The organism is Deltaproteobacteria bacterium CG11_big_fil_rev_8_21_14_0_20_42_23 (assembly GCA_002796345.1).
Lineage (GTDB): Bacteria > UBA10199 > UBA10199 > 2-02-FULL-44-16 > 2-02-FULL-44-16 > 1-14-0-20-42-23.
In genome coordinates, this window is the sequence record PCXC01000038.1 from 14,590 (window position 1) to 40,095 (window position 25,506).

The 25,506-nt window shown below is 42.1% G+C and carries 25 protein-coding genes; 20 read left to right on the forward strand and 5 right to left on the reverse strand.

All coding sequences use genetic code 11. The features are described 5' to 3' along the window. The first annotated feature begins 6 nt into the window (after nucleotides 1–6). From COV43_05055 to COV43_05070, 4 genes are all read left to right on the forward strand, one after another. Nucleotides 7–3,111, forward strand: coding sequence for an MFS transporter (locus COV43_05055; protein PIR25531.1), 3,105 nt, complete (start codon nucleotides 7–9; stop codon nucleotides 3,109–3,111). Between the two features lie 17 nt (nucleotides 3,112–3,128). After that, nucleotides 3,129–4,043: a membrane protein gene (locus COV43_05060; GenBank protein PIR25532.1), complete on the forward strand. Its 915-nt coding sequence runs from the start codon at nucleotides 3,129–3,131 to the stop codon at nucleotides 4,041–4,043. Nucleotides 4,044–4,183: 140 nt separating this feature from the next. Beyond that, nucleotides 4,184–4,462, forward strand: coding sequence for a hypothetical protein (locus COV43_05065; protein PIR25533.1), 279 nt, complete (start codon nucleotides 4,184–4,186; stop codon nucleotides 4,460–4,462). Further along, the gene (locus COV43_05070) at nucleotides 4,438–4,821 is read left to right on the forward strand and encodes a hypothetical protein (GenBank protein PIR25534.1); all 384 of its coding nucleotides are present in this window, start codon (nucleotides 4,438–4,440) and stop codon (nucleotides 4,819–4,821) included. The genes COV43_05065 and COV43_05070 overlap by 25 nt, the downstream gene beginning before the upstream one ends. Before the next feature lie 42 nt (nucleotides 4,822–4,863). Here the strand turns inward: COV43_05070 and COV43_05075 are convergent, their stop codons facing one another. From COV43_05075 to rsmD, 4 genes are read right to left on the reverse strand one after another with little or no spacing between them, the layout of a single operon-like run. Next, nucleotides 4,864–5,799, reverse strand: a complete 936-nt coding sequence (locus COV43_05075; GenBank protein PIR25535.1) for an EamA family transporter — start codon at nucleotides 5,797–5,799, stop codon at nucleotides 4,864–4,866. A 31-nt stretch (nucleotides 5,800–5,830) separates the two neighbouring features. After that, the gene (locus COV43_05080; protein PIR25536.1) at nucleotides 5,831–7,030 is read right to left on the reverse strand and encodes an aspartate aminotransferase; all 1,200 of its coding nucleotides are present in this window, start codon (nucleotides 7,028–7,030) and stop codon (nucleotides 5,831–5,833) included. Nucleotides 7,031–7,044: 14 nt separating this feature from the next. Then, a complete protein-coding gene (locus COV43_05085; GenBank protein ID PIR25537.1) occupies nucleotides 7,045–7,527 on the reverse strand; it encodes a pantetheine-phosphate adenylyltransferase in 483 nt (160 codons plus the stop codon). Further along, the gene (gene rsmD, locus COV43_05090; protein PIR25538.1) at nucleotides 7,524–8,093 is read right to left on the reverse strand and encodes a 16S rRNA (guanine(966)-N(2))-methyltransferase RsmD; all 570 of its coding nucleotides are present in this window, start codon (nucleotides 8,091–8,093) and stop codon (nucleotides 7,524–7,526) included. The genes COV43_05085 and rsmD overlap by 4 nt, the downstream gene beginning before the upstream one ends. 115 nt (nucleotides 8,094–8,208) lie before the next feature. Here rsmD and COV43_05095 point away from each other — a divergent pair, with 115 nt between their 5' ends. Further along, nucleotides 8,209–9,045 (forward strand): hypothetical protein, encoded by an 837-nt coding sequence (locus COV43_05095; GenBank protein PIR25539.1) that lies wholly within the window; start codon nucleotides 8,209–8,211, stop codon nucleotides 9,043–9,045. A 7-nt stretch (nucleotides 9,046–9,052) separates the two neighbouring features. Beyond that, nucleotides 9,053–9,787: a TlyA family rRNA (cytidine-2'-O)-methyltransferase gene (locus COV43_05100; GenBank protein PIR25540.1), complete on the forward strand. Its 735-nt coding sequence runs from the start codon at nucleotides 9,053–9,055 to the stop codon at nucleotides 9,785–9,787. On the opposite strand, the gene COV43_05105 is transcribed toward COV43_05100, so the two are convergent. Then, nucleotides 9,708–11,354 carry a hypothetical protein gene (locus tag COV43_05105; GenBank protein PIR25541.1) on the reverse strand — a complete coding sequence of 549 codons (1,647 nt, stop codon included), beginning with the start codon at nucleotides 11,352–11,354 and terminating at the stop codon, nucleotides 9,708–9,710. The two genes, COV43_05100 and COV43_05105, sit on opposite strands and share 80 nt — an antisense overlap. Nucleotides 11,355–11,429: 75 nt before the next feature. On the opposite strand from COV43_05105, the gene COV43_05110 reads away from it, so the two are divergent. From COV43_05110 to COV43_05175, 14 genes are all read left to right on the forward strand, one after another. Then, nucleotides 11,430–13,121 carry a hypothetical protein gene (locus COV43_05110; protein ID PIR25542.1) on the forward strand — a complete coding sequence of 564 codons (1,692 nt, stop codon included), beginning with the start codon at nucleotides 11,430–11,432 and terminating at the stop codon, nucleotides 13,119–13,121. A 28-nt stretch (nucleotides 13,122–13,149) separates the two neighbouring features. Next, a complete protein-coding gene (locus tag COV43_05115; protein ID PIR25543.1) occupies nucleotides 13,150–13,815 on the forward strand; it encodes a hypothetical protein in 666 nt (221 codons plus the stop codon). Between the two features lies 1 nt (nucleotide 13,816). Beyond that, nucleotides 13,817–15,409, forward strand: coding sequence for a hypothetical protein (locus COV43_05120; GenBank protein ID PIR25544.1), 1,593 nt, complete (start codon nucleotides 13,817–13,819; stop codon nucleotides 15,407–15,409). Nucleotides 15,410–15,474: 65 nt separating this feature from the next. Further along, a complete protein-coding gene (locus COV43_05125; protein ID PIR25545.1) occupies nucleotides 15,475–16,479 on the forward strand; it encodes a diguanylate cyclase in 1,005 nt (334 codons plus the stop codon). Nucleotides 16,480–16,484: 5 nt separating this feature from the next. Beyond that, nucleotides 16,485–17,477, forward strand: coding sequence for a peptide ABC transporter permease (locus tag COV43_05130; protein ID PIR25546.1), 993 nt, complete (start codon nucleotides 16,485–16,487; stop codon nucleotides 17,475–17,477). Nucleotides 17,478–17,489: 12 nt separating this feature from the next. Beyond that, nucleotides 17,490–18,479, forward strand: a complete 990-nt coding sequence (locus COV43_05135; GenBank protein PIR25547.1) for a peptide ABC transporter ATP-binding protein — start codon at nucleotides 17,490–17,492, stop codon at nucleotides 18,477–18,479. Nucleotides 18,480–18,505: 26 nt separating this feature from the next. Further along, entirely contained in the window at nucleotides 18,506–19,504 is a 999-nt protein-coding gene (locus COV43_05140; protein ID PIR25548.1) for a peptide ABC transporter substrate-binding protein, read from the forward strand. Continuing rightward, nucleotides 19,501–20,016 (forward strand): hypothetical protein, encoded by a 516-nt coding sequence (locus COV43_05145; GenBank protein PIR25549.1) that lies wholly within the window; start codon nucleotides 19,501–19,503, stop codon nucleotides 20,014–20,016. Before COV43_05140 ends, COV43_05145 begins: the two co-directional genes overlap by 4 nt. A 464-nt stretch (nucleotides 20,017–20,480) precedes the next feature. Next, nucleotides 20,481–21,986 (forward strand): hypothetical protein, encoded by a 1,506-nt coding sequence (locus COV43_05150; GenBank protein PIR25550.1) that lies wholly within the window; start codon nucleotides 20,481–20,483, stop codon nucleotides 21,984–21,986. A gap of 47 nt (nucleotides 21,987–22,033) precedes the next feature. After that, entirely contained in the window at nucleotides 22,034–22,825 is a 792-nt protein-coding gene (gene lgt / locus COV43_05155) for a prolipoprotein diacylglyceryl transferase (GenBank protein ID PIR25551.1), read from the forward strand. Continuing rightward, on the forward strand, nucleotides 22,822–23,340 hold the full coding sequence (locus COV43_05160; GenBank protein PIR25552.1) for a hypothetical protein: 519 nt from the start codon (nucleotides 22,822–22,824) through the stop codon (nucleotides 23,338–23,340). The genes lgt and COV43_05160 overlap by 4 nt, the downstream gene beginning before the upstream one ends. Nucleotides 23,341–23,369: 29 nt before the next feature. Further along, nucleotides 23,370–23,891, forward strand: a complete 522-nt coding sequence (gene lspA, locus COV43_05165) for a signal peptidase II (GenBank protein ID PIR25553.1) — start codon at nucleotides 23,370–23,372, stop codon at nucleotides 23,889–23,891. A 24-nt stretch (nucleotides 23,892–23,915) separates the two neighbouring features. After that, a complete protein-coding gene (locus COV43_05170; GenBank protein PIR25554.1) occupies nucleotides 23,916–24,713 on the forward strand; it encodes a hypothetical protein in 798 nt (265 codons plus the stop codon). A 23-nt stretch (nucleotides 24,714–24,736) separates the two neighbouring features. Further along, the gene (locus tag COV43_05175; GenBank protein PIR25555.1) at nucleotides 24,737–25,405 is read left to right on the forward strand and encodes a hypothetical protein; all 669 of its coding nucleotides are present in this window, start codon (nucleotides 24,737–24,739) and stop codon (nucleotides 25,403–25,405) included. Nucleotides 25,406–25,506 lie beyond the last annotated feature (101 nt).

Sequence of the window (25,506 nt, forward strand, 5' to 3'; positions counted from 1 at the left end):
TTTTTTATGAAACGACTTCTTTCATTTTTTCTTTCTCGTCCACTTTTAGTAAATTTGGGAACGATTATTGTTTTGATAGCAGGATTTATGTCGCTCTCTCGCTTAAACCGAGATGTCTTTCCAAATATTAGTTTAGATAAAGTTTATGTAAGTGCCGTCTATCCTGGATCAGCGCCGGAAGAAGTTGAAAAGCTTATTACCATCCCCATAGAAAAAGAGTTAAAAGAAGTTGATGATATTCTTCAAATGACTTCGGTTTCGGTTGAAGGAAGAACTGCGATTGTTTTAGAAATTGATCCAGATACAAATGATATATCAAGAGTGGTAAATGATATTCAACGCGCGGTAGATAAAGTTCCAGATTTTCCTCAAGACCTCAAAGACAAGCCTCTTGTGACCGAGCTGAAAACAAAAGACACGCCCATTATTGAAGTTTCTCTTTCGGGAGAAATGAGTGAGCTCGATTTACAAGTGCATGCAAAGGCGCTTGAAGATCGCTTTTTAGACCTTCCTCTCGTTTCAAAGGTAGTGAGAAAGGGATGGAGAGACCGAGAATATTGGGTTGAGGTAGATCCACAGAAAGCGGCCGATTATTATATTTCATTGGGCGAAATTATTTCTTCTCTTGCAGATCACAATGTGAATGTTGCGGGTGGAAGTGTTATCGATAATCACGTTGAAGCGCTTGTGCGCACCAATGGCGAGTTTGCGGGCGTGATGGATATTAACAATATGATTCTCCGCTCCAGCATTGGTGGAGGAACGTTAAAGGTTGAAGATCTTGCCAAGGTGACAGATACCTTTGAACGAGAAGAAACTATTTCACGCACCGATGGTACTCGTGCAATTAACTTGGTTGTGATCAAAAGAGAAAAAGCAGATGCCATTGACTTGGTAAAAGAAATTCGCAGCACTGTTGCTGACTATGAATCAACACTTCAAGATTCCCAACTTAGCATTAGTCTTATTAACGATTTTTCATATTACGTAAAACGCCGGCTGAATGTGATGGTGAGCAATGGCTGGGTTGGTATGCTTTTGGTCATTGTGTGTTTGTTTGCTTTTTTATCTTCTCGTATTGCTTTTGTAACTACTATTGGAATTCCCATCGCATTTCTCACTACTTTTATTTTTATGTATTTCAATGGCATCACCATTAATCTCATTACCATGTTTGGGCTTATCATGGTGTTGGGAATGCTGGTTGATGATGCTATTATTATTGCCGAAAATGTTCATCGACACATGGAAGAGGGGAAGTCCGCTAAAGATGCGGCTTTGGTGGGAACGCTTGAAGTGTGGAAGCCTGTTTTAAGTTCTATTCTCACGACCTGTGCCGCGTTTACTCCACTTATGTTTATGGGTGGAATCATGGGGAAATTTTCTCGATACATTCCTCTCGTGGTCATTTTGGCTTTAGCAGCATCTCTTTTTGAAGCCTTCATTGTTCTTCCTTCTCACTTAGCAGAGATGGAACGTATTCCCAAAAAAACGCATCCTCGTCTTACGCATATTCGTAATTGGCTTGAGCAAAAAATTCAGACCATTACCGAAACATACCTTAAGCTTTTACATTGGGTTCTTCGAAAACGTTATCTTTTTTTAGGAATCATTTCTCTTGTTATGGTCATTACACTCTATCAAGCCTACCAACTTCGCTACATTGCTTTTCCTCAGCGTGGAGTAGAGGCTTTCTTTGTTCGTGCTGAGACGGCACCGGGGACTTCACTTGAGCGAACAGCAGAATTAATGACGCCGGTTGAAAAAATGATAGCACGATTACCAAAATCTGAAGTGGATAATTTTGTTTTACTTGTTGGCGTACATCAAGAAGATCCTAACGATCCAGAAGCTAAACGCGCCAGCAATTTGGCTCAGATTACTGTTTTTCTTAAGCCCATTGCAGATAGAAATTTAGATGCTGACCAGTTGATACAACTGCTCGAGCAAGACAAAAAAGAAGTGGCTGGCCTTGAAAAACTTTTATTCGAAAAAGTTCGAGTGGGCCCACCGGTGGGAAAACCAGTTGAGATACGTATTGAAGGGGAAGAGATGGAAACCCTTCAAGTTATTTCAGCTGAAGTACAAGAGTTTTTGAAAGGCCTAAAAGGTCTTAGTGCTCTCACCGATAGTTATGATGAGGGAAAAGAAGAAATCACCTTTAGACTTGATGAACAAAAATTAGCACAGGCAGGAATTAGCTTAAGAGATTTTGGTCAAGCTGTGAAAGCTTCTCTAGACGGCATTGTAGCAACCACCATTAAAAAGTCAGAAGAAGAAATTGATGTGCGCGTACGCTTTCCCTACGAGCGACGCTACGATTTGAATGTTTTGGAGGAAGTCACTATTCCAAATGCAGAAGGAAAATTAATTCCACTCACCAGTGTTTCACGATTCGAAAAAAAACCTGGAGTACTGAGCCTTGGACATTTCGACAGAAAAAGAGTGATTGTTGTTTCCGCCAACGTTGATGAAGAAAATGCAACTTCACTTTCAGTTATAAGCGAAGTGAAAAAAGCATTCCGAGATTTAGATCAACGGCATAAGGGCTACCACATTGCATTTGGCGGTGAGTATGAAAAAAATCTTCAAAGCTTCAAAGATTTTGGCTTTGCGCTTATTATAGCCTGCATGGTTATCTTTTTCATTTTGTGTGTTCAGTTTAAGTCGATGTTGCAGCCTTTGGTGATTATGTTTGCTATTCCTTTTGGAGTGGTTGGTGCCACGTGGGCTTTTGTTGTACACGGTGAACCAAAAAGCTTTTTTGCCATGTTGGGAGTTATTGGCTTGTCGGGTGTTGTGGTGAATGATTCCATTGTCTTTGTCGATTTTATTAATCGTATGCGTGAAGAGGGAAAAGATATTCTTACAGCAGCTTATGAAGCGGGAAGGTATCGCTTGCGCGCAGTTATTTTAACTACAGTCACAACTGTTCTTGGTCTGCTTCCGGTAGCCTATGGTTTTATGGGAAATGATCCTTTTTTAAAACCTATGGCACTAGCGTTTGGTTGGGGCTTGCTTGTAGCTACCGTTTCAACTTTACTTGTGACGCCAACCTTGTATGTGGTGATCGAAGAAATAAAATCCAAGCTTCACAAACGGTTTTTTTAAACAAAAATTGAGGAAACATGAAAAAGCATTTAAAAAATTTTATTGGAATGAGTTGCGGAGCCTTAATTTTTGGCGTTGCCTATTCATGGTTTTTGCTTCCCTTCAAAATTGCACCAGGCGGAGTTGGAGGCTTGGCGCAAATTTTTTATCATCTTTTTGGTCTTCCTGCTGGTGCGGTGATGGTGGGGTTGAATATTCCACTTTTCATCATGGCGCATTTGCTGATTGGGCGCATGTTTAGTGTAGGTTCCATTTTTGGTTTGATTATGGGAGCTCTCTTCATCGATCTTTTTTCCATTCAAAATGTCTATCGCATGGGTTTGTTTACGGATGTGCTTGAAAAATACAATGTGGGAAAAGAAATCTCTCAGTGGGCTATGACGAATGATCCCCTTTTGGCAGCAATTGCAGGTTCAATTTTGCTGGGCATTGGAGTGGGAATAATTTTTCGTTTTCGGGGCACCACGGGAGGCAGTGATATTCCCGTGATGATTATGAAAAAATATTTCAACACTTCCATTACCATGGGCTATCTCATGGTGGATGCTTTTGTTATTTTGTTGGTGGGTATTGTGTTTAGCGATCCCAATATTGTTATTTGGGGATTTTTCTCGCTCTTTATTTCGTCACATATGTGCGATTTAGCCGCGGAAGGAAGCCCCAATGTGAAGGGTGCTTTCATTGTTTCAGGTAAGCATGAACAGATTAAATTAAAAATTTTCGAACAACTCGATCGAGGTATTACCGTTTTACATGGTGAAGGTGGTTACAAAGGAGAACCGAAAAAAATTCTCTACGTTGCCATCAATAGACGTCAAATTTCACATTTGCGCGACATCGTAAAAGAAATCGACCCAGCTGCATTCGTGATTTTGCACGATGTAAACGATGTCATGGGCTACGGCTTCAAGTCTCGAGCTCTTGAGTTTTAAAATAGACCTCTTGCATAACCTACTGCGCAACCCAATGACTTCGTTTGGCTGCTCGTTACGGTTATGCAAGAGGTCCAATGTAGAGCTTATCCTAAAACAACCGAGAAGGAGTCTTGAACTTAACCGTTATCCATGGTTTAATGGCATTCCAAAGCGGAGGAGTTATGAATGAAAAAATGAACTGGGAAGGAATGGTTAAAAATTATCCTGATGAATGGGTTGCTCTTGCAGATTACGAAGAAAAAGATGCTGTTGAGATTATAGGAACGGTGATTGCGCATAATCCGAACAAAAAAGCCTTTCATGAAAAAGTCAGAGAACTGATGCCAAAATACCGGGACATAGCTGTTCGATTCACTGGTCAACTCATCAAAAATTCAGAGGTTCCACTCTTATGGCAGATTACCCATACCGATTAGATGGTGAGTTGATAATCGTTTCTGTCAAACTCCAAAGCAAACTCAATACCTATAATGGAAAATTTGTACTGGATACTGGTTCATCTGCCCTCATTATTGATCATGAAATTGCCTTTGATTTGGGTTATTCCGCAAGAGATGGAATTGGTTTTTCATCAGTTCGCTCTGTTGTCGGTAAAGAACAAGGCTATCGTCTTGTGCTCGAAAGCTTCGAGACTCTAGGTGAAAAAATGACTGCTGTAGAAGTTCGTTGCCACGACCTAAAAGAGCAAGGAGTTGAAGGATTAGTTGGCATGACTTTTTTGAAACAATTTGATTGGTGTGTGCATCCCAATCGACAGGTAATTTCAGTGAAATGAAAATGAGAGTGTGGCTCCGGCTTTAAAAGAATAACGCATGTTTTAACACGGGATTTGTGGGCGGGCTCTGTGTTTGCGGAGGATGAGTTTTTTTACCTCTTCATGCTGCAAGAACATTACGCCAATTAAAATACCAAATGCGCCAATGAGTTCTGCTCTTCCTGGCAAGTTTCCCAAAAAAAGATAGTCAAAGAGCACTGCGAAAAACGGCACCACATAGGTAACCGACACCGTTCGCACGGATCCCCATTCCTTCAAGAGATGAAAAAAGAAAATCCAAGCAAGTGCAGTGGAAAAAAAGCTTAAATACAAAAGGCTCGCCAATGTTTTTCCGTGAAGGAATAAAGAGTGAAACTGAGGCTTTCCCTCAAAGAGAAGTGTGGCACAACACATAAAAAGAAAGCTTCCAATGTGTTGATAATAAAGGCTTGAAAGCATGTGGATGTCTTTGCGCCGCGAAAGAAAAAATCGGTTCATCACTGTACCGATGCCATAGCAAATGGCCATGCCCACGATGGCCATTATTCCCAAAAGTTCGGTATTGTTCCCGGATGCGTTTAGCTGCGGAGAAAAAAGCGTGTACATTCCAACAAAGCCAATCAAAAGGCCAAACAGTTTTCGTTTTGAAAAAAGTTCATCCCCTTTGAAGAAGATCAGGCTGACAAGATAAGTCCACAGCGGAACGGTTCCGTTGAGAATACCTGCCAAGCCTGGAGAAACAAAACGTTCGCCCCAAAACAGAAGGAGAAACGGAATGCCTTGAAAGAAAAGAGAGGCTAAAAGTAATTTGAAACGAAGGTCTTTTGGAATGCTGGGCTTTTTCTTCTGAAAGCAAAAGAGTAAAGTTAAAAAAAGAAAAGACAGGCCCACCCGCAAAGTTGCAGCTAGAAAGGGTTGGACGTCGGCAATTAAAAATTTGATTGCCAAAAACGAGCCGCCCCAAAAGCAAGCAAGAAAAAGAAAGCGAAGGAAATTCATGGTAAAGTCCTGACGGGAAGTGTTTCTCTGCTTACTTCAAATGCAAAAGTGCTGTTTTTAAACGCCTCACACCTTCTACAATTTTTTCTTCTGCGCAAGCGTAGGAAAGCCGCAAATAGTTTTGGGCTCCAAAAGCATCTCCAGAAACGGTTGCAATGTGCGCTTCTTCCAAAAGATATTCGGCAAGTTCATCGCTGGTGTGTATGCTTGCTCCGGATTCAGTTTTTTTACCCAGATATGCGCCAATGCAGGGAAACACATAGAAGGCGCCTTGAGGCGTTGCGCATTCGATTTCTGGGATATCTCGAAGCAACGAAAGAATAAGATCTCTTCGTTTCGAAAAAGTTTTTCGCATCTTTTCCACTTCATCTTGCGGTCCGTTGAGGGCTTCAACGCAGGCTTCTTGCACAAACGAGGTAATGTTGCTGGACTGCTGACTCTGCAGTGAAGACACTTTGTCAATGAGGTGCTTTGGGCCGGCAGCATATCCCATTCGCCAGCCGGTCATGGCATAGGCTTTTGAAACTCCATTAATCACAATGGTGATTTCTTGTGCCGCTGTAGAAAGTGAAGCGGGAGAAACAAAAGTGAAGTTGTCATACAGAAGGTGTTCATAAATTTCATCCGAAAGGACAGCAACGTTATGCTTGATGGCCACATCCATGATGGCGCTGAGGTCTTCTTTTGTGTAAGCGGCTCCAGTTGGGTTTGAAGGACTGCACAGCACAAGCATTTTTGTTTTTGCTGTGATAGCGCGTTCAAATTCACCGGCTTGGAGTGAAAAATTATTTTCTTTTTGTGTTTCCACAATCACCGGAACACCGTCACAGAGCTTGATTTGCTCCGGATACGAAACCCAATAGGGTGCAGGAACAATAACTTCATCGCCAGGATTTAAGAGCGCCATGAACACATTGTAGAGCGCTTGCTTTGCGCCACAACTGACCACAATTTGGCTTGGGTCGTAGATGATATTGTTGTCACGTTTGAGTTTTTCGCAAATGGCAGCTCGAAGTTCTGGAATGCCAGGCGTTGGAGTGTACTTTGTGAATCCGCGCTGAAGTGAGGCGATGCACGCTTTTTTAATATTTTCGGGGGTATCAAAGTCTGGTTCGCCAGTTGAAAAACTGATCACGTCAACACCTTTAGATTTGAGTTCCTTCGCTTTTGCAGCCATGGCAAGGGTTGCAGAAGCCTCAAGTTTTTGGGCACGAGTGGAAAGCTGAAGCATACGACCTCCGGATATTATTTTCGCAATTTTTCTTTGAGGGTGTTTTCAACAAGAGGGTGAACCATTTGTTCTGCAGATCCACCAACAGTGATGATCTCCTTGATAATGCTGGAGCTTATATGAGCATATTTTCCCTCTGTCATCATAAAAAGGGTTTCCAGTTCTGGCCACAAGGTTTTGTTGGCCAGCGCCATTTGTGATTCGTATTCGTAGTCGCTCATGTTGCGAATGCCTCTTAAGACAAACGATGTTTTTTTCGACTGAGCATAATGCACAAGTAAACCTTCAAAGGAATCCACTTCAACCCTTGAATTTCCTTCGAAAATTTTTTTGAGCAAACTCAGTCTTTCGTCAACACTTAGCGTTGGCGTTTTACTCATGTTGATGGCAACGGCGATGATAATTTTGTCGAATAATTTTAGGCCTCGATTGATAATGTTGAGGTGTCCTTCTGTGGGAGGATCAAAGCTTCCGGCACAAATAGCGATGCGATTCATACGTCTTCCTCCTTTTGGGGGCAGAGGGCTAAAAAGCTGATCAGCGTTTGACCATAGCGTCGTTCGTCGGTCAAGACCAAACCCAGTTTGTCGGCTTCAATGGGCTCTTTGGGATGATGTTCGGCTACGATAATGCTTTCTTCGTGGATCAAGCTGCTTTTTGCGAGCTTTGCCAACGTGGGATTGAGAAGGTTTTTAAGGTAGGGAGGATCAACGAAAATGAGGTCGAAGCTTTTTTTCTTTTTCTCAAGTTGCGTGATGGCACTTTGAACAGAGGTAGGAATGACAAGGTTTTCCGGCTGAAGTGAACATTTTGCAATGTTTTCGGAAATGGCCTTCAGGGCCAGTTTTCCATTCTCTACAAAAGTGCAATGAGCGGCATCGCGTGACAGGGCTTCAATGCCCATGGAGCCCGAGCCGGCGAAGAGATCTAACACTTGCATGTCGCTGATATTGAACAAGATATTGAAAATAGCTTCTTTCACCTGGTCTAAAACTGGCCGAGTGGAAAATGTTTTTGGCGCAACAAGCTTTGTTTTTTTGAACCTGCCAGCAATCACTCTCATGCGCTGGCTCCTAATGAAGAAAAAAAAGAGTGCAAGGAGAAAAGAGTTTTTGAGCTTGCTTGCACTACAAGGCAAATCTTGCTAGAAGCGCCCCACTTAAATTGAGGGAGGAAAAATGAAAAAAGGAATTTTGTTGGCGTTAAGCTTTATCTGTTTGTGCAGTTCTGCATATGCGGCAAAAACTACCTACATTGTTACCAACAACAAATACAACTACGTAAAGCTGAAAGAAATTTCGGTGAAAGAAGCCGAGTTGCGGGCCATGACACATCCCAAAAAACTCGATGAGGAAGTGTTGCAAAAAGCTTTGGCCACCATTCGTCTTTCAAAGCGGCACTTGTTGGTGGAAAAAATAGTAAAGCAAGAAGTGTTTGATGAAACTGCGCTTTCTTTTTTAGTTCCCAATCTCTTGAAAGCCTTCGAGCAAGCATCTCCCACGGAAGAAGTAGTGTTTTCCCACCTTACAAAAGATCCAGATTTTATTTTTCGAAAAGATTTGCTCACGGTTGCTTCCACTTGGTTGGAAGGCGACAAGCTTCACATCAGCTTCAATAAACTGTTTGCGCGTGTGTTAGGTGATGCAGACAATCGCGGAAGCAGAAAAAAAGCGGCGGCCCAAGCCAAAGGTGTTCGTATTCAATTAGAGCTTCGTCCAGGGCAAACTCTTTCAACAGATGATAACGATGAATTAATTATCGATCTTGCCTATCAAGCAACTCCAGAAGAAATGACGGCGTGGGAAAAGGCAAATGCTGCAGAAGATGCTGAACATAAAGCCAGTGAAACTTCTTCAAGTAAAAATGAAAAACCCATAAAGTCAGATGCAGCAAGTGTTTCCGAATCATCTTCAGTGAAAGAACGTTTAAAAACGTTAGAGTCCCTCAAAAAAGAAGGGCTGATTAATGATGAAGAATACAAGAAAAAACGCGAAGAGATTTTGAAGTCGTTGTAATGTAAATATGAAAAAAAAGCGATTGGATGAAGTGTTGATAGAACGAGGGCTTGCTTCAGATAAAAAAGAAGCAAGCTTTCTTGTTATGGATAAACGCGTTTTATCTGGTGATACGGTTTTGCACAAAGCTGGTGAATTGGTTCCGGCAGATTTGCCCCTTCGTTTACGCGGTGAAAAAAAACAATATGTCAGCCGTGCTGGAAAAAAACTAGAAACCGCACTTCATCATTTTAATGTTGATGTGAGTGGACTTGTAGCCCTTGATGTGGGTGCATCTACGGGTGGCTTCACCGATTGCCTTTTGCAGCACGGCGTTGCAAAGGTATTTGCGCTTGATGTTGGCTACGGTCAACTGGATATGAAGCTACAGCACGATGAACGCGTTGTGGTGTTTGATCGCACAAACTTAAAAACGTTTTCACCCGAAGCCTTAGGCGAAAAAGTTGATCTGGTGGTGATGGATGTTTCCTTTATTTCGGCACGTTCACTCTTGCCGTATTTACCAGCATTTTTAAAACCTTCCGCTCACGTGATCATTTTAGTAAAGCCGCAGTTTGAACTTCCCGCAGAAAAAGTGGGCGATGGTGGTATTGTAAAAGATGTCAACGCTCAGCAAGAAGCAGTGCAGCTTGTGTCTGAGGCTGGTGCAACTTTAGGGTGGACTACGGTTGGGCAGGTGCCATCTGAGATTCAGGGGGCAAAGGGGAATCAGGAGCACCTGATATTCTTTTGTGCCTCTTAGGATATCTCTCTTCCAAAATCTGACATGCAGCAAGGCTAAGGGTTACTGTTCTGGCATGAAGCTTTCTCTCAGAAACGCTTATCTGATCTGCCGGAATTTCAAGAATGCTGGCAATAAGTTGGGCTAATTCTTGCGCTGCGAAGATCCGAACGCATGGAGCTCTAAGGTTTGCGATGAATGTTCCGTGTGATCCCATTGTAAGCGTTGTTTCCGCTCTCGCATAGTTGATAGCGAGAGAAATTGCTCCGTTTGTTCTGTCTTTTTGATCTAGCGTGCTTAAGAACATGTGAGCGAGCGGCAAGTGAAGTGGATGTTTTCTGCGTGTTTTGTGATCAATAGAACCTGGAAGGTCTCGTTGTGCAGCAGCCATCTCAGCGTAGTTAAGATAACGGTCAGCGCCGTGAGTTCTATGAAGTGCACTAAATAATGCTGCTGCCTTTGCCCGTAAGATACGTGATTTAAGAAGTTCTCTTATAGCTCTATAGTCTCTCTCTGAAAGATGATCTTCAAGATCCATCGCCAGAAGAATGGCAGTATTCGCCTCTTCAAACTTATTTCCAGCGGATCGAAAAAGATCTAAGGCCTTTTCATAGAGTGAATGCCTTTGGTGTTGTGTGAGAGAATCAAGAAAGTAGGCTGCTTCCCTGATAGCGCTAGCTTCTAGGTTCAGGTTGCCTGTGGTTTGTGCAAGCGCCAAAGCTTGTTGGTAGAGTTCTTGTGCTCTTTGGGCATCATGCTTCAAGTATAGCCTTGCTTCTTTTAAGCGACTTCCAACAAGTTGCTCAATAGATTTTCTTTTAAGTTCAGGTGTCTTCTTTCCTTTTGCAATTTGTCGAACAGTTCCAAGAAGGTAACCTCCATCTAAAAAAAGTTGTGCAAAGAGTTCTGGATATGCTTCCGAAGTTGTACCGTTTCTTGGCTGAGCATATGCTAACAAAAGCTTCGAAAGGGGATCTCTAGAATTTTCTAAGTCGAGACTACCTGATTCAACACTTCTAATCTTTGCTATAGCATTCGCCCAAGCGTCTTCAGCTTCATAGGGAGGTGGTAAGTGTGTAAGAAAAAGCAACGCAATGGATCGCTCAGAAATATTTGCATATCTGTCATTTCTATTAAGGGTAACCGTGTCGAAAAGCTGCGGAGGCAGTTGTGTGAGAAGAAGTTTGTGATGAGCAGCAAGTCTGTCAAAGTTATGCGCTTGTCCTTGAGCTAGATCGAGATAATCTGCGAGCTTACCAAGGTATTGGGCTGGAGAGACTGATGTAGCTGGGCTCATAGCAGTTGCAAACATTGTATTTAAAGGATGATGAGCATATGGAATTCCACTCAAAAATCTGGCGAGCCCCGGCGCCGTAACGCTCTGATGAAAAAGGGCCAGTGCACCACGGTTTTCAGCGCCGTGGTAAGGGCGAAAAGCATCCAGTACTGCACTGGGATTTTCACGAAGAGTGTTTGCTGCCGCTTGTGCCAAAGAAGTGCCAGCAGCCGGAACATTCATGGCTCCCGTTGCCAGCATGGCGTAGCTCGTAAGTCCAGCGAGAGAAAAATATGTTGGTGATGCACTCATAAGTTGCCAGGCTTTCTAAAGAGAAAGGTGTAAAAATCAAGAAGTATTCTCATCACGTAGAGTATCGGCCGTTTTTTGGAAAAGTTGCGTGATGAAGCCTTGCTGTTCTTTGGCGGCGATGGTAGGTTCCTGCAATTCTTTTCGAATCTTGGAGGTTTTGTGCGTTTTTCAGTGTGTTTGTGCGTTTTTTTAAGCCTTTTTCTCTCATGCGCGGGCAAAAAACAGTCTGTTTCTCCTGCCAGCATGCCAGCCGAAAAAAGTGATCCTTACTTCAATTTTGTCAAAATGGGTTTAGAAGAGCTTGAAGGAAACAAAAATCCATCTCCGTCGCTAGACGTGTTGAACAAAACCATAGCGGAGCATCCACGATATGCTTTTTTACATTTTCTGAAGGCGCAAACCCTTGCCAGAAAAGGTGATCTGACCGAGGCCATTATTTCCTGCAAAAAAGCATTGAGTTTAGACCGTGGTTTGCAAAATGCCCAGGTGTTTTTGGCGCAGCTCTACATCGGCAATCAGCAGTACCGGCAGGCGGTGTCACTTTTGGAAGGCATTCTTGCTGAAGATCCCACGCGCGAGGAAGTGTACCCATTGCTTGCGCATCAGTATGTTGCTCTTGGCGAAACGAAACAGGCCATCAAAACCATGGAAAAGCTTTTGCAGCAACAGCCCGAATCGGTTTTGGCCCATCTTTATATCGCTTCGGTTTATGAGCGAGAGCTGAAGGATTATACAAAAGCGCTGGAAGCTTATGAAAAGGCGTATCAGCTTGATCCCGAGAACACGAATATTTTGCACACGATGGCGCGCCTCTATTTAAGTGTGGAGAATTGGCAAGAAGCACTAAAGCGTTACGAAAAAATTGAAGAGATGAATCCCAATGATCTTTCCGCTTCACTTCGTATTGCGCTTATTTATTATGAAGCCGGAAAGTTTGAAGAGGCAACCAAAAAGTTTCAGTTTTTGCTCAAGAAAAATCCAAATTCGGACAATGTGCAATTTTATTTGGGAGTGCTTTATCAAAGCATAGAAAAATATCCCGAAGCAGAAGAAGTGCTGCTGAGCATTTCTTCACGTTCAGAATTTTTTAAGGAAGCGCGTATTCGTTTGGTTTCACAATATCGTGCTTTAGAGCAAGATGAAAAAGCGTTGAAGCTTTTATCGGCTTCGGAAAAAGAATTACCAGATGCAAGTGAGTTTTACGAACTCCACGCGGCGCTTTTGGAACAAGAACAGAAATTGAAGGAAGCCCTTGCTGTGCTTGAGTCTGCCAAAGTGCATCTTCCACAAAGTGAAAACATTTTTCTTATGTTGGGCATGATGTATGAGCGGCTTGGGAAAAGAGACATGGCCTTGTCAAGCATGCGAAAGGTCATTGAAATTAATCCTCAAAACACAACTGCGCTAAACTATGTGGGATATACGCTTGCAGAAAGTTCACAAAATCTTGAAGAGGCAAAAAATCTTATTGAACGAGCGTTAACGCTTAAGCCAAATGACGCCTATATCACCGATAGTTTGGCTTGGGTGTACTTCAAACAAGGTGAGCTGGAAAATGCCTATAAGCTTTTGATGAAGGCATTAAAAATAGCTTCATATGAGCCTACTATTTTGTATCACTTGGGTGAAGTGAGTTTGGCTCAAGAGCAGAAAGATCAAGCCCTTGAATATTTCCAGCAAGCACTTAAAGCGTGGGAAACAAAGCCAGAGCAAGATATTTTAGAAGTAGAAAAAATTAAAAATCGTATTTCAGAATTGGAAAAATAATTTTTTTCCAAAACATGAGGAGAGAGCAATGAAGAATATGTTTCGTTTTTTTTCCATTTGTTTTCTTCTTTTTTTTCTTTCGTGTGCGGCAAAATCTTCTCATCCTGCAAAAATCACCTCTTCGCAAAGTGAGGGCCTAAAGGCTTTAGTTCGTTTTACCGTTGAAGATGGAAACGGTGGTGGAGTGAGTAGTTTGGCTGTTCTTGCACAGAAGCCAGATTTATTTCGTGTGGATATGCTTGATGAAGTGGCTGATCGTATCTATGCCTTGGGCAATGATGGCAAGAATGTTTGGTTTTGGGATCAGGCAAAGAAAAAGAGCGGGCGTTTTCAAGCTTCGCGAGAAAAAATGCAAAAATATTTTCAGCTCAATCTGTCTCCCGCACAACTTGTCTCGGTGTTTTTTGGAGAAGTGCCACACGATGTTCTGAGTAAGCAATTCAAAGATACGCAAGGCAGAGTGCGAGAAGCAAGGCTTTACAAAGATGAACAAACTCTTGTGGATGAGAAGCCCTATTTGATTCTCTTTTTTGATGAGCATTCAGCTGAAGGTGATCGTGATTTTCCTCACTTGATTCAGCTTTCTTTTTTAGAAGAAAATGAAGTGGTGGAAATGAGTTTGGAATATGAAACGTTTGAATGGACAAGGAAAATTGATGCTCGTCTTTTTTCTTTAGATTCGATACAAAACTAACATGAAAAAAATATTTCCTTCTTTGCTGCTTTGTTTTTTTCTTCTCACAACGCTCTCTTGCACTTATCGCGTTACGCGTGATTCCAGCACGCTCTTAATAGCGCTTCCCGCCGATCCTGAAATTTTAAATCCTCTTATTAGTCGAGATGCTTATTCTTCCACGGTGCTTTCTCGTATTTATGAATCGTTGTTAGAGCGAGACAATAAAACGCTTGCGTTTAAGCCAATGCTCGCAAGCCGCTGGGAAATTGGTGAAGATCAAAAAACCTACACGTTCCATCTTCGCCAAGATGTAAAATGGCAAGATGGTTTTCCCTTTACCGCAGACGATGTTCTGTACAGTTTCGAGCGTGTTCGTGACCCTAAAGTTGATGCAGCTTCTTTGCGTGTTTATTATCAAGACGTAGAATCAGTCAAAAAAATAGACAGCTATACCATTCAGGCTAAGTACAAAACACCATACTTTAAAGCCTTGGAAATGATAGGTGGTCTTCCCGTTTTGCCAAAACATCTTTTTGATACGGGAACTGATTTTAATCAGCATCCCGCAAATCGTTCTCCCATAGGCACTGGCGCTTATCGTTTTCAAGAATGGAAAAGTGGACAAAAAATTACGTTAACACGCAATGAACATTATTGGGGAAAGAAGCCTGACGTCACTTCTGTTATTTATCAAATTATTCCTGATGCTACTGTGTCTTTTCAAATGCTTAAAAAAGGAAGTCTCGATTTTTCTTCGCTTCGTTCGCTTCAATGGGCAAAGCAAACAAGCGAAGAATCTTTCACGTCTCGTTACGATAAGTACAAATACTACACACCAAATTTTTCCTACATTGGATGGAATTTGAGAAAACCGTATTTCTCGGATAAGCGCGTGCGGCAAGCACTTGCGATGATGCTAGACCGAGAAAAAATTCTCGAAAAACAACTTTTTGGTTTAGGTGAAATTGTTTCAGGCCCGTTTTATCGCTTTGGCCCTGCATATAATGAAACCGTTACGCCTTATCCTTTCAATCCCGAGCGAGCAAAACAACTCTTAGATGAAGCAGGGTGGAAAGATCACAACGGTGATGGCATTCGAGATAAAGATGGAGTGCCGTTTCGTTTTCGTTTTCTTATTTCGAATGGTTCAAAGTTTGCAAAAAGTATAGGTCTTTTTTTGCGAGAAGAATTAGGAAAAGTGGGAATTGAAGTAAGCATTGAGCAGCTTGAGTTTGCGAGCATTTTGAAAAAAGTTCAAGAACACGATTTCGATTCTATTACACTCGCATTTTCTCTTCCTTTTGATCAAGACCCTTATCAGTTGTGGCATTCTTCTCAAATAAAAGAAGGTTCAAATGTGATTGGGTTTCAAAACAAAGAAATAGATCGTCTCATTGAATCGGCGCGTCCTGAGCTTGATGCAGAAAAAAGAGCAGAAATTTATAAACGCATGCATGCCATTTTGCACGAAGAACAGCCGTTTTTCTTTTTGTTCACCAATCCTTCGTTGGTTGCCATTTCAAAACGTTTTTCGAATGTTCACGTCTATAAAGCAGGGTTTGATTCTCTCGAATGGCAAGCTCCACATGGTGAAGAAATTCTAGAGTGGTAAGTTTGAGTCGCAAGTTGCAAGACTTGATTCTTGCAAAGACGTGAAAAATATGATTTTTGAGGCCAATGCTTGCATATCTTTTGAAACGCTTTTTTCTTTTGATTCCAACTTTTTTCGGAATTACCCTCATTACTTTTTTTATTGTCCAACTCGCTCCAGGTGATCCTGCAAGTTTAAAAGCACAAGCCGGTAATCAGATGATTGCCTCTGATGCGGTTCATCAGCAAATTGTTGAAGATACCAAAAAACTATACGGTCTCGACAAACCCTTGCCTGTTCAGTATCTGCTGTGGGTGAGCCGAGTTGTTCGTTTTGATTTTGGTACTTCATTTCGAGATCATCGTCCGGTTATGGATAAAATCAGCGATGCTCTTCCTATAACGCTCACCTTGAATGTGCTGACTATTTTTCTTATTTACCTCATTTCACTTCCGCTTGGGACGTATGCAGCCTTAAAGCCCAATTCGCTTTTCGATCGTGTTTCGGCGCTTATTTTATTTGTGCTGTATTCGCTTCCCAGCTTTTGGGTGGCCATGATGTTGGTTGTCTTATTTGCAGGCGATGTGTTTAACTGGTTTCCGCTTGTGGGATTTATTTCCGATGGTGCCGACCAACTTAGTTTTTTTGGAAGAATTGGCAATGTTTTGTGGCATCTGGTGTTGCCGCTTGTGTGTCTCACTTATGGCGGTTTTTCTTTTTTGGCACGCTTCGCCAGAGTTTCGGTGCTGGAAGTGATCAGCCAAGATTACATTCGTACCGCAAGAGCAAAGGGGCTTTCAGAATGGAAAGTGGTGATGAAACATGGTTTCCGAAATGCTCTCATTCCTTTGCTGACCCTGATGAGTACTTTGCTGCCAGCTCTTTTGGGAGGAAGTGTTATTATCGAACAAATTTTTTCCCTTCCCGGAATGGGACGCCTTGGATTTGAATCGGTGCTTGCAAGAGATTATCCGGTTGTGCTTGCCATTGCTACTATTAGCGCCTTTCTCACGCTCGTCAGTATTCTCATCACAGATTTGCTTTACGTTTTTGTTGATCCGCGAATTTCTTTTTCAAGAAGAAGGGTGTAGAGGCGATGAAAGGATTTTCAAAACGATACAGCGCGGTGATCTGGAAACAGTTTCGTTATCATCGTCTTGCTTATGTATGTTGGTATTTCATTCTTTTTCTTTTTTGCGTTGCTTTGTTTGCGCCCGTGTTGGCCAATGACAAACCGCTCGTCTGGAAACATGCAGGAGAGCTCTCTTTCCCGGCTTTTTCATTTGAAAACAAATATAAAACCATCGACTTTAAAGAGATGAAAAAAAGTTCCGAAGAAGGGTGGATGATTTTTCCTCCCATTCCTTACAGCCCTACAAATTATAATCTCGATCACATTTTGGAAGCTCCGAATGCCTTGCATTTGTTAGGAACAGATGGCGATGGCAGAGATGTTGCGGCCCAACTTATTTGGGGCGCGCGCGTTTCGCTTTCGGTTGGCTTTGTTGCCGTTGGGCTTTCGGTGTTGATTGGTGTTTTTTTGGGAGCTCTTGCGGGTTTTTATGGTGGAGTGGTTGATGTGGTTATTTCCAGGCTTATTGAAGTGATGATTTGTTTTCCCACTTTTTTTCTTATCCTTGCTGTGCTTGCATTTGTGGGGCCTTCTATTTTCAACATTATGCTGGTAATTGGAGTTACAGGTTGGACAGGTATTGCACGTTTAATTCGTGCGGAAATTTTCAAATTTCGTGAACGCGATTTTATTTTGGCAGCACATGCACTTGGGGCTAGCGATTTTAGAGTGGTCCTTCGACATTTGCTTCCCAATGCTTTTGCTCCCGTGCTGGTTTCGGCAAGTTTTGGAATTGCGGGAGCCATTCTGGCCGAAGCCGGGCTTTCTTTTTTGGGTTTTGGAGTTCCGCCGCAAGTGCCAAGTTGGGGAAGTATTCTTTCGCAAGCGCAAGAATATATGGATGTGGCTTGGTGGCTTACGCTTATTCCAGGCGTTGCCATTTTTATTACCGTTACAGCTTACAATCTTGTGGGCGAAGGATTAAGGGATGCACTTGATCCAAAGTTGAAGCAATAAAGAGGAGAACTCATGAATGTGCTTGAAGTAAAAAACCTCGCAAGCCACTTTTTCACTCGAGAAGGTGTGGTGAAAGCTGTTGATGGTGTTTCTTTTTCGCTTGGCGCTGGTGAATCTCTTGGTTTGGTTGGAGAAAGTGGTTGCGGCAAAAGCATGCTGGCGTTGTCTTTGCTGAGGCTGCTTGATTCGCCTGGAAAAATTGTGTCTGGTGAAATGCTTCTAGCTAATCCCGCTGGCAATGAACAGGTGGATTTACTAAAACTTTCCACATCAGCAATGAGAGCAGTGAGAGGGCGTCGCATCGCCATGATTTTTCAAGAGCCCATGACATCGCTCAATCCAGTTTACACCATCGGAGATCAAATTATCGAAGCCGTTTCTCTCCACGAACATCTTTCAAAGCGAGAAATGAAAAAGAAGGCCATTGAAATGTTAAAGTTGGTGGGAATTCCCGCCGCTGAAAAACGCGTGGACGATTATCCACATCAATTATCTGGTGGCATGCGTCAACGTGTCATGATTTCTATAGCGCTTTCTTGTAAGCCAGATATTTTGATTGCTGATGAACCTACGACAGCACTTGATGTGACCATTCAAGCCCAGATTTTGGAATTGATTTTGGAGCTCAAAGAAAAATTGGGAATGGCGCTGATCCTTATTTCACACGATCTTGGTGTTATTGCGGAAGTGGCTGAACGAGTTTTAATTATGTATGCAGGAAAAATTGTGGAAGAAGGAAAAACCAGCGAAATTTTTGATCGTCCGTTGCATCCTTATACCCAAGGCTTAATGAACACACTTCCAGAACGAGCAGATTTGCGGCACAAAGGACATTTGCCCACTATTCCAGGACACGTTCCAAGTCTTATTCACTTGCCGCTTGGATGTTCTTTTCAAGAACGTTGTGCTTATGTGCAAACTGATTGTCGCCAGCAGCCTATTCCTGATGACCCTTGTCATACGGGAAGGCTTGTAAGATGTTTGCATGTGCCAGGAATTTAGATTAGGAAAAGAGTTTTGGAAAAAACATGAAACCCATTCTTGAAATAAAAAATCTTGTAAAACATTTTCCCGTAAAAGGCGGAATCTTTTCACGTTCCCATGAATTTGTGCATGCAGTAGATGGAGTGAGTTTCGATATCTTGCCTGGCGAAACGTTTGGCTTGGTGGGAGAAAGTGGTTGCGGCAAATCTACAGTGGCTCAGCTTTTGCTTCGATTGCTTGAACCAGATGCGGGAAGTATTTTTTTTGACGGTCACGACATTTCACACCTTTCGCACAAGCAGATGAAGCCGTTGCGAAGAGAGATGCAGATTATTTTTCAAGATCCGTATGCTTCTTTAAATCCACGCATGATGGTGCAAGAAATTTTGATGGAGCCGTTTCTGATTCACAAGATTGGGAATCGTGCCGAAAGAGAAAAACGCGTTGCAGAACTTTTAGACAAAGTTGGTCTTCCCGAAAGTGCCGCTTCACGCTATCCCCACGAGTTTTCTGGTGGGCAACGCCAACGCATTGGTATTGCACGAGCCATTGCCTTGAAGCCAAAGTTGATTGTAGCCGATGAACCTGTTTCAGCTTTAGATGTTTCCATCCGCGGAGAAATTATCAACCTTCTTCTCGACTTGCAGAAAGAAGAGGGGCTTTCGTATCTTTTTATTTCGCATGATCTTCGCCTTGTAGAGCATATTAGTCATCGCATTGCGGTGATGTATTTGGGGAAAATTGTGGAAACCTTTCCAGCGGAAGCCTTGGGAACGGCGAAGCATCCTTATACGCATGCGCTTGTTTCAGCTGTGCCAAAAGCAAATCCGAACGAGAAGAAAAAAAGAATTTTGCTTTCTGGCGATGTGCCTTCTCCGTTGCATCCTCCATCTGCGTGTTCCTTTCATCCTCGATGTAAGTGGGCTAAAGAAGTTTGTTCTCAAGTAACGCCAGTTTTTGAAGCGTATCAACAAAACCAGTTTGCAGCTTGCCATTTTAAAGAAACTATACCTCCTCTTTCGGAGGAATTGTTTAAAGGATGATGTTTATGATTCGTAAAACTGCTCTCATTGTTTCCATGTTCATGTTTGTTTCTCTTTTGACCTCGCCAGTGTTTGCCAAAAAGAGAAGTAAGGTCATGACGGTTGATGCAGGTGTTCCGCTTGAGCGTTATGGTTTTGCCGTGGATGCAAGTTATGACCCCAGGCTCGATAATCTTGTTCCGGGATATCGAGTGATTAATGTGGCGGTGGTGAATAATTCGTTCAACATTATCCGACTCGATTCAGCAAAGGATAAGTGGTACGTGAAAATGAGGGGAGAGAGAAAACAAGTTGAGGCTCTCATTAACCTCAGAGATTTAGACCTTGAAGCTTGGAGCCAAGTTCCTGAAGCGGCAAAACCTCTTCTTTCCTATCCGCTTGCCATTCCTATTGGAGCGCGACTTGTGATTGATATATTTGTCCCTGAAAAAGTGGATCTCTCTTCTTTGAGTATTTTGGGCATGCATATAGCTTACTTAGGACAGCCTGTTGAAGTAAGGCTTGAGAAGTAATTTTTTTTACAGCCTGTGCCAGAAATGCGTCTTTTTTTGCTCTTCCGGGTGAAAACTTATCTTTTAAAGAATTTTCAATTTTTCCCATTAATTCCTTGTAATTCATCAAGTTAACAAAGTTTTCTCATTTTCCCTTCCTTCCCCCTTCTTTCTGGAGGGTTTTTTTAAACCCTTTTCAATCTTTGGGTGAAAAAACATCCGTTTTCAAGTGTTTGAATATATTATGTTATTTTAGAAAATAGCTTGTTTAGGTTATGGCACACTCATTGCTCTCTTAGGGTTATTCGGGGAGCAAGAATATGTCGTTTTCAAGCCTACGGGCTCACATTAACCCTTTCGTACTTCTCCTGCTGTTTTTATCGGTTTCGGCTTGCGGTGGATCTTCGGGCTCTGCGAGCAGTAGTTCAAAAAACACTACTACGGGAGGAGTTGGGGTTTCGAATACGGTTTCATCTCCAGGAGAAATGACGGTTGGAGATATGTATTCATTGCAGCTTACAAGCGGTGATACCGAGGAAGTAAGTTTTGACGGCGTAGATTCTAGCGCCCAGTTTATTATGATTGTGGGAAATACCAAAGAAGGGGGAACGGGCTCTTTGGTTCAAGCTTCAAATGATCTTTCGCTTGCTGATCTTTCTTCAAAATCCCTTATTCCTGAGCTTGATGAAGAGAGCGACACAAGTGTGGATGATGATGGAGATGAAGAAACCGAATACGGTGCATCAGCAGTGTTTGATGCCTGGCTGAGAGCGGCCGAGTCGGATGTTGCTCTTGAGGAAGGGTGGCTTGATCCTTCGCCAACGCTTGGAAAAGGTGTGAGCAAATCTGTGATTGTGGGAGACAGTGAAACGTTTCGAGTCCTTTCAAGTTTAAGTTCAGTTACTGCTTATGTGGAAGTTGATGCTACCGCAAAATATGTTGGAGACAACATTATCTTTTATCTCGATGACAGAGCGGATGATTCACATTTATCTGCCTCAGACATCATCACCTTGGGTGACATGTATGATGATATGGCCGGAACTGAGTTCAGCATTTTAGGAGACGCCTCCGATGTGGATGGCGATGGGAAGGTGGCGATCCTTGCAACCTTCCAGCTGAATATTCTTTCGGAAGCTGCTTCAGGTATTATTACAGGATACAACTTTAGTGCCGATGTGCATCCGCGTTCTGGAAGTAACCCGGCCTCAAATGAACGTGAAATTGTGTATCAAATCATGTGCGATCCCAACGGAGATTATGGCCCCACCATTAGCAAAAGCTTTTGCCTCAGCAATTTATTGCCGGCGGTGTTTCCGCATGAGCTCCAGCATTCTATCAATTATAACCAACACGTTTTCGTGAGTGGTGGAAGTATAGAACAAAGCTGGCTCAATGAAGCCATTTCACATTTTATGGAAGATTATTTTGGATACGGAAATGAAAACCCATCTCGTTACGCGTTGTACCTGAATAACACGGCTACTACTGGTATCGTCACCACTTCATCTCCAAGTCTTTATGAGCGTGGTGGTGGCTATCTCTTTTTGCGTTTCTTGTACGAGCAATCAGGGAAAAGTACTACTTTCTTACAAAGCCTTGAACAAACTTCACTGCGAGGCACAGAAAATATTGAAGCGGCCTTTGGTGGTGCAGCAGATTTTGATCAATTTTCAGAATTCTTCGGACGATGGAGTGTGGCGCTTGCAATGACCAATGCTGGAGTGACAAGAGATAGCCGATACATTTTTGAAGATCGTACATACAATTCAACAACGGGAAATTGGGAAGGTGTTTGTCTTTCCTGTGATGCTGATGATAATCGAGGAACAACATTGACGGGAGTAAGAACGTATTCTCACACTTCATATTCCTCAGCTAGTCTTGATTCTTCTGCAGCCAAATTTTATACCATTTCATCACCACCAAGCACGCTTTCTTTTTCGGGTACTTCAGATAACGATTACATTTTGTTGATCCGCACGGAATAATCTTTCTTCTTTACGCTCTGCTCCTCCTTGATTATAAGCCCTAAAATATGCATCCCATCCTTTTTCACATTCCCTTTTTAGGAAATTTTGCACTTCACAGTTATGGTTTAATGATTGCCACCGGTGTGTTCATGGCACTTTTGTGGGCCAAGCATGATGCAAAAGTCCGTGGGCAAAATCCCGATACGGTAGTTGATTTTGTTTTCTATCTTCTTTTTTCGGGAATGATTGGCGCCAGACTTCATTATGTTTTGGTTTCGGATTGGGAAAGCTTTTCGGCCAATCCACTTTTCTTCTTTCAGATTTGGAAGGGTGGGCTTTCGTTTTATGGTGGCGTCATTACAGCGTTTGCGGCCTCGTTTCTTTTTTTCAAACGAAAAAAAGTTTCAGCTTCGGCGTATCTTGACATCATTGCTCCGGGCATTGCTTTGGGCCATGTGTTTGGACGTATCGGTTGCTTTCTTGCGGGCTGCTGTTATGGGCGCGAACTTGATCATGCGGCTTGGTATGGGGTTGTCTTTCCGGATACAGCGTCCACAATTGCACCTCCAAATGTTCCTCTGTATCCCACACAGCTGATGGAATCTGGCGCAGAACTTCTTCTTTTTGTCTTTCTCCTTTTACTGCGAAAGCGTCAGAAGTTTTCGGGTCAGATTTTTGCCTCTTACATTGCAGTCTATTCTCTTGTGCGTTTTGTGCTGGAATATTTCCGAGGCGATCTTATTCGCGGATTTGTTTTTGGTGGTATGTTCTCAACGTCTCAGTTTTTGAGCCTTCTCTTGTTTTTCGTTTCGCTTTTCTATATTTTGTTTCACCTAAAAAGGGAGAAAAAAAGATGATATCTTTTTCGCGTTTGAAGTCACCTGTTCATGGATCTGCATTTCTTTTTCTTTTTTGTATTTTGCTTTCTTCACTGCAGCTTGCATGTTCAAAGCCGTTGGTTCAAGCTCGCGTGAGTGAAAAAATTGTTTATTTTGATGATGAAATGAAGTCCACTCCCAACGAAGCCTACTATGCTATTCGTGATAGTTTGAGCACTTTTGGTTATGGGATTGAATCTGAAGATCTTCCAAAAGGCCTTATTGTTACCACTTGGGTTCCCACAAAATCTGATTCACATTATGTTGCTCCATTTGAACACAGAGACTATGCGGTGAATGGTGCCTACCACCAACTTCGCATTTACGTTGAACCAGACGAAAATAAAGTAAAAGTAAAAATTGGTTCCAGGGTAAAAAGTCTTGTCTCAACCTTGAAATCATCAGGCTATGAAGAGAAAAGAATTCTTTCCGATCTCAAAAAACGACTTCGAAAAGGTGAGCCTGAAATTACAAACCTTGGCATTACAGAATAAAGTCCTTTTTGCTTCTGGAAAAAACAAACATGAAAACAAAAACTCGCATCACTTTTTTCCTTGCGCCGATGATCTATTTTCTTGATCAATTCACAAAAAACCTTGTGCTTCATTTTCTCACTCTTGGTGAGAGAATCAGTATCATTCCTGGTTATTTTGATCTTGTTTCTTTTCGAAATACTGGCGCTGCTTTTGGAATTTTTTCTGAAGTTGAAGATCCTTATCGTTCTCTTTTCTTTTATGGGATTGGAATTGTGGCGCTTGTGGCATTGGCCTTTTTTTATCGCTCTTTGCAAAACAATGAAAAGCTGATGCCAACTACTTTGGCGCTTATTTTGGGTGGTTTGCTTGGAAATTTTACCGATCGCATCCGGCTTGGAAGCGTTGTTGATTTTCTTTCTTTTCATTACCAAGATCACGTGGCGGATTTTTCACTGTTCGGCAAAACCTTTTTCTTTGCCTTGGAATGGCCTGCGTTTAATGTTGCCGATGCGGCCATTAGCACGGCAATGATTTTGCTTCTCATTTCGATGTGGAAAAAACCAGCCTAACGTTTTTACCTTTGGGGGACAAAGATGAGACCAATTCTTTTTGAACTTTTTGGAATGGCTGTTCCCGCATTCTTTTTTACTATTATGGTGGGATCGCTTGTTGCCATTTTTTATGCTGCGCATGAAGCCAAAAAAGAAAACTTGAGCCCGGTGATGGTGATTGATCTTGGAATTATCGCCATTCTTTCTGCGGTGCTCGGCGCGCGTATTTTTCATATTTTGGTTGAATATCCTTCCTATTATTGGGCTGATCCCATTCGCGTTTTCTATTTTTGGCAAGGTGGATTTGTTTCTATCGGTGCCTATATTGGCGCTGCCGTTGCGTGCGTTTGGTACATGAAGTTTAAAAAAGTTGTAGCCTGGCGCTACGTCGATTTGTTGGTAAAAGTTTTGCCCATTGTCATCTTTTGCGTGCGAGCAGGCTGTTTGCTGGTAGGCTGCTGTTATGGAAAGCCAACTGATTTTTGGCTTCACCTTACTTTTCACGATCCCGCTTCAACGGCATATTATTATCACCCCAATATTCCACTACACGCGACACAAATTTATTTTATGTTCAGCGCCGTTGTGCTTTTTTTCCTTTTGCACTTTGTCTACAAAAAGAAAAAATTTATGGGGCAAGTGACTTCAGTTTTTCTTATGTATTACGGAATCTCTCGCTTTTTGATCGAATTTTTACGTGGAGACGACGACAGAGGTTTGTTTAGTTTCTTTGGAGTTACTCTTTCCACGGGTCAAATTTCGATGTTATGTGCTTTTTTTGCAGGAGTTATTTTGTGGAAAGTGATGAAAAAGAAATCACTTCCTTCAAATGTGTTGTAGCTGAAGCGTGAAAGGGAAGAGGAATGCGAAAAAAAATCATGCTTGAATTATGCATAGCTCTTCTTTTGTTGCTTATTCCGTCACATCTTTTTTTTCGTCTTCGCTTTATTCCTCTTGTTCATGAGTTGTTGCCAGCTCTTGTTGCTTTTTTGTTATTTTATATTCCACTTTTCTTTTTGAAAAAAACAAAAACGCATGTTTCATTTTTTGATCCTACGCTAAAAAAGTTTTTCTCCTCAGTTCTTCTTTTTCTTCTTGTTTCAGTTCTTGTGTTTCCACTTTTTGGAATTCTGGCTCATTTTTGGATGAAAATTTTCTATCATGTTTCATCGTTTCACTTTGCTGCATTTACTGCTGAAATGTGGCAGTTGGCTTTGTTTCAAGTTGTTGTTATAGCGCTCCCAGAAGAATTTTTCTTTCGAGGCTATCTGCAAGAACGCATGAATCTTCTATTTCCTTCAAAGCCTTGGAAAATATTTGGAGTACATTTAGGAAAATCTTGGCTGCTGACAGCATTTGTATTTGCTTTGGCGCATTCTCTTATTGTTGTTCAGTGGTGGCATTTTTCCATTTTCTTCCCCGCACTTTTGTTTGGCTATCTTCGTGAAAAGACCGGCAGCATCACCGCCGCGGTGTTTTTCCATGCAGCGTGTAATGTTTTTATGGTTTGGTTTATGAGTTGTTATTCCTAGTTATGGGCAGCGGGAATAATGTCTTGATATTGACGATAAAAACGTCAAAAAAAGGCAAATGCAAATAAGGCTTTACATTTGACATGTCAAATGTAAAGCTG

Bases quoted from the DNA above. Each gene is read 5' to 3' on its own strand.
- COV43_05160 (PIR25552.1), top strand. From the start codon at position 22,822: ATGATATCTTTTTCGCGTTTGAAGTCACCTGTTCATGGATCTGCATTT.
- COV43_05135 (PIR25547.1), top strand. From the start codon at position 17,490: ATGAATGTGCTTGAAGTAAAAAACCTCGCAAGCCACTTTTTCACTCGA.
- COV43_05095 (PIR25539.1), top strand. From the start codon at position 8,209: ATGAAAAAAGGAATTTTGTTGGCGTTAAGCTTTATCTGTTTGTGCAGT.
- COV43_05080 (PIR25536.1), bottom strand. From the start codon at position 7,030: ATGCTTCAGCTTTCCACTCGTGCCCAAAAACTTGAGGCTTCTGCAACC.
- lspA (PIR25553.1), top strand. From the start codon at position 23,370: ATGAAAACAAAAACTCGCATCACTTTTTTCCTTGCGCCGATGATCTAT.
- COV43_05100 (PIR25540.1), top strand. From the start codon at position 9,053: ATGAAAAAAAAGCGATTGGATGAAGTGTTGATAGAACGAGGGCTTGCT.
- COV43_05125 (PIR25545.1), top strand. From the start codon at position 15,475: ATGCTTGCATATCTTTTGAAACGCTTTTTTCTTTTGATTCCAACTTTT.
- COV43_05120 (PIR25544.1), top strand. From the start codon at position 13,817: ATGAAAAAAATATTTCCTTCTTTGCTGCTTTGTTTTTTTCTTCTCACA.
- COV43_05105 (PIR25541.1), bottom strand. From the start codon at position 11,354: ATGAGTGCATCACCAACATATTTTTCTCTCGCTGGACTTACGAGCTAC.
- COV43_05175 (PIR25555.1), top strand. From the start codon at position 24,737: ATGCGAAAAAAAATCATGCTTGAATTATGCATAGCTCTTCTTTTGTTG.
- rsmD (PIR25538.1), bottom strand. From the start codon at position 8,093: ATGAGAGTGATTGCTGGCAGGTTCAAAAAAACAAAGCTTGTTGCGCCA.
- COV43_05115 (PIR25543.1), top strand. From the start codon at position 13,150: ATGAAGAATATGTTTCGTTTTTTTTCCATTTGTTTTCTTCTTTTTTTT.
- COV43_05075 (PIR25535.1), bottom strand. From the start codon at position 5,799: ATGAATTTCCTTCGCTTTCTTTTTCTTGCTTGCTTTTGGGGCGGCTCG.
- COV43_05055 (PIR25531.1), top strand. From the start codon at position 7: ATGAAACGACTTCTTTCATTTTTTCTTTCTCGTCCACTTTTAGTAAAT.
- COV43_05140 (PIR25548.1), top strand. From the start codon at position 18,506: ATGAAACCCATTCTTGAAATAAAAAATCTTGTAAAACATTTTCCCGTA.
- COV43_05085 (PIR25537.1), bottom strand. From the start codon at position 7,527: ATGAATCGCATCGCTATTTGTGCCGGAAGCTTTGATCCTCCCACAGAA.
- COV43_05070 (PIR25534.1), top strand. From the start codon at position 4,438: ATGGCAGATTACCCATACCGATTAGATGGTGAGTTGATAATCGTTTCT.
- COV43_05130 (PIR25546.1), top strand. From the start codon at position 16,485: ATGAAAGGATTTTCAAAACGATACAGCGCGGTGATCTGGAAACAGTTT.
- COV43_05060 (PIR25532.1), top strand. From the start codon at position 3,129: ATGAAAAAGCATTTAAAAAATTTTATTGGAATGAGTTGCGGAGCCTTA.
- COV43_05170 (PIR25554.1), top strand. From the start codon at position 23,916: ATGAGACCAATTCTTTTTGAACTTTTTGGAATGGCTGTTCCCGCATTC.
- COV43_05150 (PIR25550.1), top strand. From the start codon at position 20,481: ATGACGGTTGGAGATATGTATTCATTGCAGCTTACAAGCGGTGATACC.
- COV43_05065 (PIR25533.1), top strand. From the start codon at position 4,184: ATGGCATTCCAAAGCGGAGGAGTTATGAATGAAAAAATGAACTGGGAA.
- COV43_05145 (PIR25549.1), top strand. From the start codon at position 19,501: ATGATGTTTATGATTCGTAAAACTGCTCTCATTGTTTCCATGTTCATG.
- lgt (PIR25551.1), top strand. From the start codon at position 22,034: ATGCATCCCATCCTTTTTCACATTCCCTTTTTAGGAAATTTTGCACTT.